General features: G+C 68.7%; 11 protein-coding genes and 1 tRNA gene. 1 reads left to right on the top strand and 11 read right to left on the bottom strand.

Annotated features, from left to right (window positions below; genetic code table 11):
• Nucleotides 1-52: 52 nt before the first annotated feature.
• From rplT to JRI60_RS25015, 10 genes are all read right to left on the bottom strand, one after another.
• Nucleotides 53-400 carry a 50S ribosomal protein L20 gene (gene rplT / locus JRI60_RS25060; RefSeq protein ID WP_204228403.1) on the bottom strand — a complete coding sequence of 116 codons (348 nt, stop codon included), beginning with the start codon at nucleotides 398-400 and terminating at the stop codon, nucleotides 53-55.
• Nucleotides 401-491: 91 nt separating this feature from the next.
• Complete coding sequence (gene rpmI, locus JRI60_RS25055) at nucleotides 492-701, bottom strand: 50S ribosomal protein L35 (RefSeq protein WP_204228402.1); 210 nt, start codon at nucleotides 699-701, stop codon at nucleotides 492-494.
• A 96-nt stretch (nucleotides 702-797) separates the two neighbouring features.
• Entirely contained in the window at nucleotides 798-1,535 is a 738-nt protein-coding gene (gene infC / locus JRI60_RS25050) for a translation initiation factor IF-3 (protein ID WP_204229092.1), read from the bottom strand.
• 94 nt (nucleotides 1,536-1,629) lie between these two features.
• Nucleotides 1,630-3,561: a threonine--tRNA ligase gene (thrS, locus tag JRI60_RS25045; protein WP_204228401.1), complete on the bottom strand. Its 1,932-nt coding sequence runs from the start codon at nucleotides 3,559-3,561 to the stop codon at nucleotides 1,630-1,632.
• 74 nt (nucleotides 3,562-3,635) lie between these two features.
• Nucleotides 3,636-3,707 (bottom strand) — tRNA-Val (locus JRI60_RS25040).
• Between the two features lie 88 nt (nucleotides 3,708-3,795).
• Nucleotides 3,796-4,518 (bottom strand): uracil-DNA glycosylase, encoded by a 723-nt coding sequence (locus tag JRI60_RS25035; RefSeq protein WP_343213422.1) that lies wholly within the window; start codon nucleotides 4,516-4,518, stop codon nucleotides 3,796-3,798.
• 76 nt (nucleotides 4,519-4,594) lie between these two features.
• Nucleotides 4,595-5,698: an AI-2E family transporter gene (locus JRI60_RS25030; RefSeq protein ID WP_204229090.1), complete on the bottom strand. Its 1,104-nt coding sequence runs from the start codon at nucleotides 5,696-5,698 to the stop codon at nucleotides 4,595-4,597.
• A gap of 206 nt (nucleotides 5,699-5,904) precedes the next feature.
• On the bottom strand, nucleotides 5,905-6,309 hold the full coding sequence (locus tag JRI60_RS25025; protein ID WP_239470713.1) for a PEGA domain-containing protein: 405 nt from the start codon (nucleotides 6,307-6,309) through the stop codon (nucleotides 5,905-5,907).
• 9 nt (nucleotides 6,310-6,318) lie between these two features.
• Entirely contained in the window at nucleotides 6,319-7,104 is a 786-nt protein-coding gene (locus tag JRI60_RS25020) for an LPP20 family lipoprotein (protein ID WP_239470712.1), read from the bottom strand.
• Between the two features lie 98 nt (nucleotides 7,105-7,202).
• On the bottom strand, nucleotides 7,203-7,541 hold the full coding sequence (locus tag JRI60_RS25015) for a PilZ domain-containing protein (RefSeq protein WP_204228399.1): 339 nt from the start codon (nucleotides 7,539-7,541) through the stop codon (nucleotides 7,203-7,205).
• Nucleotides 7,542-7,704: 163 nt separating this feature from the next.
• Between JRI60_RS25015 and JRI60_RS25010 the strand changes: the two genes are divergently transcribed.
• The gene (locus tag JRI60_RS25010; protein WP_204228398.1) at nucleotides 7,705-8,424 is read left to right on the top strand and encodes an FKBP-type peptidyl-prolyl cis-trans isomerase; all 720 of its coding nucleotides are present in this window, start codon (nucleotides 7,705-7,707) and stop codon (nucleotides 8,422-8,424) included.
• Nucleotides 8,425-8,503: 79 nt separating this feature from the next.
• Here the strand turns inward: JRI60_RS25010 and JRI60_RS25005 are convergent, their stop codons facing one another.
• Entirely contained in the window at nucleotides 8,504-10,480 is a 1,977-nt protein-coding gene (locus JRI60_RS25005) for a hypothetical protein (RefSeq protein ID WP_239470711.1), read from the bottom strand.
• Nucleotides 10,481-10,602: the final 122 nt, after the last annotated feature.

Genomic DNA, 10,602 nt, shown 5'->3' with positions numbered 1-10,602 from the left:
GAGACCGCGACCGCTCGCTCTCGGAGCCGGCCCCTCGGGCCGGCCCTCATTCTCAGGCCGCCTTCGCGATGTTGGCGACGGCGGCAAAACCGGCGGGATCGGCCACGGCCATGTCGGCGAGGACCTTGCGATCCAGGGCGACCTTGTTCTTGGCCAGACCGGCGATCAGCCGGGAGTAGGAAAGACCGACGGTGCGGGCGGCCGCGTTGATGCGGACGATCCACAGGGAGCGGAAGTTGCGCTTCCGCGCGGCGCGGTCACGGCTGGCGTAATCCAGCGCGCGCTCCACGGCCTGATTGGCCCGCTTGTAGCAGTTCTTGCGGCGGCCGCGGTAACCCTTGGCCAGCTTCAGAATCCGATTACGACGGCGACGAGCCTTGAAACCCTTCTTGACGCGCATTGCTGACTCCTGACTGCTGCGAGGTGTTCGAACCCCCGGCGCAAGCTCGCGGCCGCACCGCCAGGGCCCTCTTTACTGCGACTGCGTACCGCTAGTTCGCCCCGAAGGGGAAGAGCTCCTTGATCACCTTCTTGGCATCCATGTCCTTCAGGTGCCCGGTGCCGCGGTGCTCCCGCTTGAGCTTCTGGGACTTGGCATGGGTGAAGAGGTGCTTGCCGAAGGCCTTGGCGAACTTCACCTGGCCGGACTTCTTCACCTGGAAGCGCTTCTTGGCGCCGCTACGGGTCTTCAACTTGGGCATGGTGCCGATTCCTTCCTTCACTACCAATCCGCCGCAGCGAATCGCCGTCAGCGTGTGTCAAGGGCCGACGGCTTGGAAGCCGGCAGCCAGGTCCAACTATTTCGTCCCGCCAGACTGTGCCGCCGGAGCGCCCGCCGCGGGAGCAGCCGCCGGAGCATTGGCGACCGCCTGCCCCTCGGGCTTGGCGACGACCGGAGCCCCCTCGGGCTTCGCTTCGGACTTTGCCTCGGGCTTCCTGCCACCCTCCTTCGCCGCCGCCTCCGCCGCCGCCGCCTGCTGCCGGGCCAGATCTCGCGCCCGCTGCGCCACCTTCGGGTTGGGGGCGATGATCATGAACATCTGCCGCCCTTCCATGCGCGGCATCTGCTCCACCACCGCCACGTCCTTCAAATCCTTGATGACGTCGTCCAGGATGGCCGATCCCAGTTCCTTGTGCGTGATCTCACGACCACGGAACATGATGGTGATCTTCGCCTTGTCCCCATCCTCGAGGAAGCGCCGCACGTTGCGGACCTTGAACTCGTAGTCGTGCTCCTCCGTCTTCGGGCGGAGCTTGACTTCCTTCAGGTGGACGACGACCTGCTTCTTCTTGGCTTCCGAGGCCCGCTTCTTCTCCTCGTACTTGAACTTGCCGTAGTCCATGATCTTGCAGACCGGCGGCTTGGCCATCGGGTTGACCTCGACGAGGTCCATGCCCGCTGACTGAGCCCGATCCAGGGCCTGCTCGATCGTAAGGACGCCAAGCTGCTCGCCTTCCGGTCCTACGACGCGGACCTCCCGAGCACGGATACGGCGATTCGTTCTTTGGTCGCGAGCGATGTGAAAGCCCTCCAGTAGTGGGAGTAGGTACCCCCCTCGGAAGAGGGGCAAGATACTTGCCAGCCTCAGGGAGTCAAGAGCCCTCAGAGGCCCGTGACTCCCAGTGATATCACGACGGCCAGGCGGCTTCCTTCTCCAGGAGGGCCTCGAAGGTCTCGAGCTTCATGGTCTTGAGGTCCTCACCGCCGTAGCGCCGGGGGGACACCGCCCCACCCTCCACCTCGTTGTCTCCGATGACGAGGGTGAAGGGGATCTTCTGCATCTGGGCGTCGCGGATCTTCGCGTTGAGTGTGAGTCCGCGCTCGTCCAGCTCGATCCGGTAGCCCTTGGCCCGGAGCTGGTCGCGCACCTTGCGGGCGTAGTCCATCTGGCGGTCCGCCACGGTGACGAGCACGCCCTGCACCGGGGCCAGCCAGGCCGGGAAGGCGCCCGCGTAGTGCTCGATGAGGATGGCGATGAAGCGCTCGAAGGAGCCGTAGATGGCGCGGTGCAGCACCACCGGGCGGTGCTCGGCGTTGTCGTCGCCCACGTAGGTGAGGTCGAACCGCTCGGGGGCCTGGTAGTCGAGCTGCATGGTGCCGAGCTGCCACTTGCGGCCGATGCTGTCGGACACGTCGAAGTCGATCTTCGGGCCGTAGAAGGCGCCGTCGCCCGGCTTGAGCTCGTACTGCAGGCCCAGGCTCTCCAGGGCGCTCTTGAGGCCGCCCTCGGCGCGGTCCCACTGCTCGTCGGTGCCCAGACGGTTCTCGGGACGGGTGGACAGCTTCACCGCGTACTTGAGCCCCACCGCGCTGTAGACGCGATCCAGCAGCTGCACGAAGCGCCGGACCTCGTCGGCGATCTGGCTCTCCATGCAGTAGATGTGGGCGTCGTCCTGGCAGAACTGGCGCACGCGGGTGAGACCGCCCAGCGAACCGGCCGCCTCGTTGCGGTGCAGCACGTCCTGGGTGTGCAGGCGCAGGGGCAGGTCGCGGTAGCTGTGCTTCTTGAAGCCGTAGTAGATGTGATGACTGGGGCAGTTCATCGGCTTCAGCGAGAAGTCATGCTCCCCGGACTCGCTGTCGAGCACGAGGAACATGTTCTCCTTGTACTTGCCCCAGTGGCCGCTGATCTCCCACAGGCCCTTGTTGAAGAGCAGCGGGGTCTTGATCTCCACGTAGCCGGTCTCGTTCGTGAGCCGGCGCATGAAGGTGGCCAGGGTGTTGTAGAGCGTGGTGCCCTTGGGGGTCCAGAAGGCGGAGCCCGGCGCGAACTGGTGGAAGTGGAAGAGATCCAGCTCCTTGCCCAGCTTGCGGTGATCGCGCTTGCGGGCCTCCTCCATCCGGGTGAGGTACTCCTGGAGCGCCTTCTTGTCGAAGAAGGCCGTGCCGTAGATGCGCTGGAGCATCGGGTTGCGATGGTCTCCGCGCCAGTAGGCCCCGCTGGTGGACAGCAGCTTGATGACGCCGATCTTCCCCGTGCTGGGCGCGTGGGGCCCCAGGCAGAAGTCCACCCAGTCGCCGTGGGTGTAGAGCGTCAGCGTCTTGGCGCCCTTGGCCGCGATGTCCTTGACGATCTCGACCTTGAACTTCTCGCCCTTGCCATCGAAGAGCTTGATGGCATCGTCCATGGACACCTCGGTCCGGACGAAGGGGAGGTTCTTGGCGATCTCCTTGTTGGCCTCCTCCTCGATCTTCTCGAGGTCCTCGGGCGTGAAGGGCTTCTCGCGGAAGAAGTCGTAGTAGAAGCCCTCCTCCGTCGCCGGGCCGATCGTCACCTGGGTGCCCGGAAAGAGGCGCTGCACCGCGCTGGCCACCACGTGGGCGGCGTCGTGCCGGATGAGCTCCAGGCCCTCGGGGCTCTTGGAGGTGAAGATCTGCAGCTTCACGTCCTCGTCGAGCGGACGCGCCAGATCCATGTCCTGGCCATTCACGCGCGCGAAGAGGGCGGCCTTGGCCAGGCCCGCCCCGATGCTCTCGCGAACGAAGTCCGCGATGGTCGTCCCCCGCGGCGCCTGCTTCTGCGTGCCATCGGGGAGAGTCACCGTGATCTGATCCGCCATGCGAGACCTCGGAAAAAGACGCGGGCGGCAGGCTGATCAGCCTTGCCGCCCGCTGGTGAACCGCTGTGCTGAAGTGGGTCGTAGTGGGATCGAACCACTGACCCCTACCGTGTCAAGGTAGTGCTCTACCGCTGAGCTAACGACCCGTTCGCCGTCAGGACTTCTGTCGTCGAAGGCGGGCGGGGAATACAGCGGGCGCCCCGCAGCTGTCAAGGAAACAGCGACACACGTGCGTCATGTTCCCTGACGATTTTCGATCAGCACCCGGGCCCGGGCCATCACGGCATCGAACATGGCCGGGGTGAGCCTGCCCGTCTGGGTGTTCTGCTGGCTCACGTGGTAGCAGCCCAGGAGCACCGGGCCCCCCGGCAGGGCCAGCTCCGCCCCATGGCCGAACGCGGGCCGGGGCGTGGGGATGGACCCCCCTGCCCTTTCCAGCCAGGCGAGCGTCGCGTTCCAGGCAATGGCCCCCAGGGTCAGCACCACCCGCGTGGGCAGCAGGGCCATCTCCCGGTCCAGGAAGGGGGCGCACCGGGCCAGTTCCTCCGGCAGGGGCTTGTTGTCCGGCGGGGCGCACTTGCACGGCGCGACGATGTAGGCCCCTGTCAGCGCGAGGCCGTCCTCCCGGTGCTCGCTCCGGGGCTGGTTGGCGAAGCCCGCCCGGTGCAGCCCGGCGAAGAGGAAGTCCCCCGAGCGGTCCCCGGTGAACACACGTCCGGTCCGGTTGGCCCCGTGCGCCGCTGGCGCCAGCCCGATGATGATCAGCTCCGCCCTCGGGTCCCCGAAGCCGGGCACCGGCCGTCCCCAGTAAGTCCAGTCGCGGAAGGCCCGGCGCTTCTCCCGGGCCACCTGCTCCCGCCACTCCACCAGCCGGGGACAGGCCCGGCAGGTGATGATCTCCTCCTGGAGGCGCGCGAGCTCCGCGGCGCCCTTTCCCACTTCCTTGCTCTTGGCCACGGCCCCTTCCCTAGCGCCGCTCCCCGTCTCTTCGCCACCGTCCGCTCCGCCGGACGGCCCGGGGCCGGGGGACGCCTCAGGGGCCGCGTCCCTCGCCCGTGTAGAGCGCCGTCCGCTGGTAGCGCTCCACCACCACGCTCAGCACCACCTTGAGGATGGCCGTCGTGGGCACCGCGAGCAGGATGCCGGTGAAGCCGAACAGCTCGCCAAAGGCCAGGATGGCGATGATGACGGACACCGACGAGAGGCCCACCTTGTCCCCCACCACCTTGGGGGTGATGACGAGCCCCTCGGCCATCTGGGCCACCAGGAACGTGCCGGCCACCACCGCGAGCTGCCACGCCCCCTGCCAGGACAGCATCAGCCCCAGCAGCGCCAGCACCACGCCCAGGGTCGTCCCCAGGTAGGGCACCATGTTGCCGAACCCGGCGATGACGCCAATGACGATGGCCATGTCGATGCGCGCGAACCCCAGGCCCGTGCTGTAGAGCACCGAGAGGATGGCGCCCACCGTGACCTGACCCCGCACGAAGGCGGACAGGACGTCATCCACCTCGGAGAATCGGCGGCTGACCAGCCCCACCGCCCGGCGCGGCACCAGTCCCTTCACCAGCCCCACCAGGTGCGGGTAGTCCTGCACGAAGAAGAAGGCCAGCACCGGCACCACCATCAGGCCCAGCAGCGTGGCCACGAAGCGGGCGGTGTTGCCCGCGAAGCTCGCCACCAGCCGCGCCGCCGTGGGCCCCGCGCTCTGCAGCAGCTCCGAGGCCCGCCCTCCCAGCTCCGCCATGCGCTGCCGCAGCAGGTCCGGCAGCGGACGCCCCAGCAGGGCCTCCACCTGCGGCACCACCCGCTCGCTCGACCGGAGGAAGAAGTCCGGCAGCTTGGCCGCCTCCTCCCGGAACACGGGGATGAGGTACAGCACCGCCCCGACCAGCAGGAGCACACACCCGGTGAACACCACGCTCGTCCCCAGGGTGCGGTTGAGGCCCCGGCGCTCCAGCGCGGTGACGATCGGGTTGAGCACGTACGCGGTCCCGAGCGCCAGCAGCACCGGCACCGACACTCCGCCGAACACCGACAGCAGCGCGAACACCAGCGCCAGCGAGCCCACCATGCCCAGCGACCAGGCGAAGTCCACCCGCCGGGCCTCCGTCTCGGAGAGCGCTCCCTCGGACAGCCCGGGCTGTTCCGCGACGGGCCGCGCCTGGGGCTCGGGGGCGCGTTGCGGCTCCCCTCCCGGACCGACCAGATGCAGGGACGCCTCCTGCGCTGGAGTCACCCGCACCCCTGGCGCCTTCACCGCGCCCGCCTTGCCTCTCTTGTTGCGTCCGATGGCCAACCTCCGTGCAGCACCCAGGGTATACCGCAAGCGCGTCCCACAACTCAGGGGGTGCCGCCGCGCTCCGGCTCCATCGGCTTCAGCCGGATGGTCAGCCCCGCCCGGGCATTGCTGGGCTCGTAATACGTGGTGTACGGCCAGTAGCCGTCCTTCTTCACGTCGATGCGATGCAGCCCTCCACCCACCTGGAGCCCGCTCGGACCGCCACCGAAGTCGGTGCACACGCCCTGAACCACCCCGTCCAGGTACACCTCGGCGTCCGAGGGCTCGCACTGGAGCAGCAGGTTGCCGCGGCGGGACTTCACCGCGCGCAGCATCTCGCGCGCCCGCTCCGCCGCGGGCGAGTCCACCTGCTCCGGGCCCGAGGCACAGCCGAGCCACAGCCCCGCGAGGCCCATCACCCCCAGGCGCCCGAGCCGCCCACCCCGTGCCATCATCACCGACGCCATGTGCACCCTTTACTTGATGAGGATCGCCACCCGGCCCTCGGCCAGGAGGCTCGGCTCGAGCCCGGCGAGCGTCTTCGCCGCGTCCGGCCCCAACAGGAGATCCGAGCCCTGGAGCCGAGCCGCCTCGAGCACCAGCGGCCGCGCGCCCACCAGCGCCGACTTCCGGGCCTGCTCGAGGCTCGCGAAGAATCCGGCCACGCCCGTGAGCTTCCGGGCCTCCGGGGACAGTGTCTCCTCGCCGTAGAGCGGCTGGCCCGCGTCATCGAGCAGCCGGGGCGCCAGCACGGGCACCATGCCCAGCTTCCGCGCGTCCACCACCAGCCCGGTGTACTTCGCCTTGGTTTCCTTCTTCGTCTGGGCGGGCTTCGTCTCGGCCGGAGCCGCGGTGTTGGCGAGAGTGGAAGCGGGAGTCACCAGCACCGCGGTGAGCGCCCCCAGTGGCACCTCCACGTCCAGCTGCACGCCGCTGTCAGAGAAGTAGCGCTGCTGGATGACCTTGTAGCCGCGGAGGACGTCCTCGACCTTGCGGCGGGTCTCCTCGCGGGCCAGCTCATCGCCCACGGTCCGGTCCGCGCGGAGGCGCAGGCCCTTCACCTGCTCCAGCAGCTCCGCGAACGCATCCTCCTTCGCCGAGCGCTCCGCGCCCAGCCTCGCCTGGGACGGATTGGAGGCCTTCACATCCGGAGGCCCATCCCCCGTCACCCGGAGAACCTGCCGCTGCCAATCCACCCCGTTGCCCTGCGCCAGCGCCGACAACGGAGCCGCCAGCACGAGCGCCCACAGTGCACGCCTCAAGTGAATCCTCCCCGCTCTCATCGGATGGCCGGATTCAAGGGCCCGCTCCGAGCCGGGTCAAGGCGAGCCCGCCAGCCCGCCCTCCAAATGAGCGCGGCTCAGTGTCCTTCCGAGCTGCGTGTCACGTAGTCATCAATCATCCGGCGGTGCCGCTCGGTGAGCAGCGTGAAGCGCACGCCCGAGCGCTCGTGCTTGCGCGGGTGGGCCTCCACCCACTCGCGCACCACCTCGCCCTCGGCGTAGATGACCTCTTCCGAGCCGGGGAGCTGGAACTGGAGCCCCACCCGCCGGGCGTCGTGCTCGGGCTCGATGAGACGCGCCAGGCTCACACCCTCCTGGCTGATGTCGGCGGCGCGCGCCATGTACGGCACGCCCCCCATGTACTTGTTCATGTAGATGTCGAGGGGGACCCGCGTGTTCTTCCGCTTCTCGCTCATCTCTCGCTCTCCCGAGGGCCGCGACTGCTACAGGCCGCTTCAGCGCTGCTGCAAGGTGTCGCGAGGGTAGAGACATCCGGACAGCTGGCAAGAAAACGACCAGCCGGAACACCCCGGTCGGCCCTATCCTTCGACCGTCTCAGAGAAAGGCGGTTGTACACACATGCGATTCGGAATGATGGCAGCGGCACTGCTCGGCTTCGCCGGGATGCAGGCCCAGGCCCAGACCCCTGCCCCCCAGGCGCAGAGCCAGGCCCAGCTCAAGACCGAGGACGAGAAGACGGTGTACGCGCTCGGCCTGTCGATTGGCCGGAGCATCAAGCTGTTCGATCTGAGCCCGGCCGAGCTCGAGATCGTCAAGAAGGGCATGACGGACTACATCAACAACGCCAAGCCGGCGGTGGAGCTGGAGACGTACGGGCCCAAGCTGCAGGGGCTCGCCAAGGGGCGGCAGGAGAAGGCGGGCCAGAAGTTCCTGGAGAACGCCGCCAAGGAGAAGGGCGCCACCAAGCTGCCCTCCGGCGTCATCTTCAAGGAGCTCAAGGCCGGCACCGGCCAGAGCCCCAAGGCCACCGACACGGTGAAGGTGAACTACCGCGGCACGCTCACCAACGGCACCGAGTTCGACAGCTCCTACAAGCGCGGCGAGCCGGCCGAGTTCCCCCTCAACGGCGTCATCCCCTGCTGGACCGAGGGCGTGCAGAAGCTGAAGGTCGGCGGCAAGGCCCAGCTCGTGTGCCCCGCCGCGACGGCCTACGGTGAGAGCGGCCAGCCTCCCACCATCCCGCCCGGCGCCACCCTGGTGTTCGAGGTCGAGCTGCTCGGCATCGGCGGCCAGGGCGCGGACGTCCCGCGCGCCCAGCCGGCCCAGCCGAAGAAGTAGGCGTTCCAGTGGAACCGGGGTGAGGGACCGACGAGCCCGTAGACCCTCACCCCGGCCCTCTCCCAGAGGGAGAGGGGGTTCAGCGCGCGAGCGCCGCTTCCGTGGCCCTCAGCAACGGCTCGGCGCTCACCGGCGCACCCGTTGCGTTCGTCATCCACACGTCCGGCGTCAGCGCGCCCTGGCTCGCCATCCGCTCGAACTCCGCCCCCAGGTTGCCCGCCTTGTGCAGGTGCTCCTCGATCTGGAAAGCGATCAGGTGCCCCAGCGGATAGTCCGCCAGGTACAGGGGGTAGGAGATCATGTGGCTGTAGATGCCCAGCAGCGGCGTCCCCTGCCCTCCCAGCACCGGCGCGTAATAGCGGTCCCACGTCTCCTGGGAGATGCGCACCACCGCCTCGCGCAGCTGCGCGGGCGTGGCGTCCGGGTGCTCGTACATCCAGTGCCACACCGCCACGTCCACCAGCGCCACCCCGGCGATCTCCCACGTCTGCCAGAAGTCGTTGAGCACCCGCTCGCGCTCCCGGGCCGCGTCCGGCTTCGCCTGCCCCAGCAGCTCGAGGTCCCTCGCCTGGAAGACGAAGGCCAACGCCTCGGTGAAGGCGTTGTTGGGCACTCCCGCCAGCAACGTGTGGTCCACCTCGTAGAGCGAGAACACCTGCTCCACGTTGTGCCCCAGCTCGTGCACCGCGATGTTGTAGCCCTTGTAGTCCATGCCGTTGGGGCCCAGCCGCGTGCGCAGGCGCGGGAAGTCTCCCCGCCGCGCCGCCTGCATCGCGTGCCCCGCCCCGCGCGACGGATCCACCCGGATGTGCTCCGACAGGAAGGCCGCCTTCTCCTTCGAGAAGCCCAACCCCTGCAGGATGCGCGGCATGTCCTTCGCGAAGGCCTCCGCCGTCGGGTAGCGCTGGCGCGTCAGCTTGTCCAGCTCCGCCTCCGACAGCTTCGCGTTCGCCTTGAAGCCCGCGTACCACAGATCCTGCGGCTCCAGCTTGCGCCCCAACCGCGATTCGATCTCCTTGGCCACCCGAGGCACCAACGGTGACGTCAGCACCTGCTCCAGCAGCGCCTTCACCCGGGTCTCGGGCAGCTCGCGTCCCAGCTCGAAGCTGCGAGCAATCGCCGTGGGCGCCACCGGCACGTACGGATCCTCCAGCCGCGCCGCCTGGAACACCGCCAGCAGCTTCGCGTAGCGCACGTCGTCCTCGCGCTTCGCGTCCACCACCACCGGGCGCTGGGGCGCGTCCGCCTCCACCTCCTCGGCCGGTGCGGCCTTCACCTCGTTGGTGAACGGATTCCAGTCCACGCGCGGGTTGTCGATGACCGCCGCGGGGATCGTCTGCGTGACGATGCGCTCCATCAGCTTGACGATCATCCGCTGCTTCGCCACCCCCTCCGGATCCGCGTACCGGGACTTCAGCTCGTCCCGCAGGTTCCAGTGGCTGATCAGCCGCATCCCCTTGGGGAAGGGCCGGCGCCCCTGCTCGTCCAGCAGGTGGTGCATCCAGACGTTGTACTCGGCGATGTAGAGGTCCGCGTTCGCGGTCGCGCGCGTCGACGCCTGCCGCACCTCACCGGGCACCCGGCGGTTGAAGCGGCCCGTGAGCCGCGCCTCGGCCCACTGGCGGCGGGTATACCGGGGACCCTGCTCCATCCGCTCGGCCAGCGTGGTGAGCGGGAAGTTGAGCAGCGCCACGAAGCCCACCTTCGCCTTGAAGAGATCCTCGGTGACGTGCGCGCCCGGGTCGAACGCCGCCAGCAGCGGATCCACCGGCAGCAGCGGCCCCAGGTCCAGGTCCGTGGGACGGCGCAGCTCCCGGCCAATCTCATTCACGTGCCCATCGAGCTGCTCGAAGGCCGTCTCCAGCCGGACCAGGGTCGCCTCCAGCTGCTTCTCGTCGGTGATGAAGTGCTCGCGCGCGAAGGCGGCCAGGTCCCCGTCCTCCCCGCGCCACAGCGTGGCCACCTGGTCCACACCGCGTTCGATGCGGGCGCGCGAGGCCTCGCCGTGGCGGGCGACGAGCTCGGCCTTCAGGGCGGTGAGCTCAGCGGGCTTCATGGGACGAGCCTCCGCGGACGGAGCGCCCGCCTGGACATGGGACGGGCCGGACGCGCAGCCGAGCGCGACCAGCAGGGGGAACATCGGGGCACGTCGAAGGAGGAACCGTGACTTGGACAGGA

It is taken from the genome of Archangium violaceum (genome assembly GCF_016887565.1).
Taxonomy (GTDB): Bacteria; Myxococcota; Myxococcia; order Myxococcales; family Myxococcaceae; genus Archangium; species Archangium violaceum_B.
This window is presented reverse-complemented; position numbering and strand designations above follow the sequence as displayed.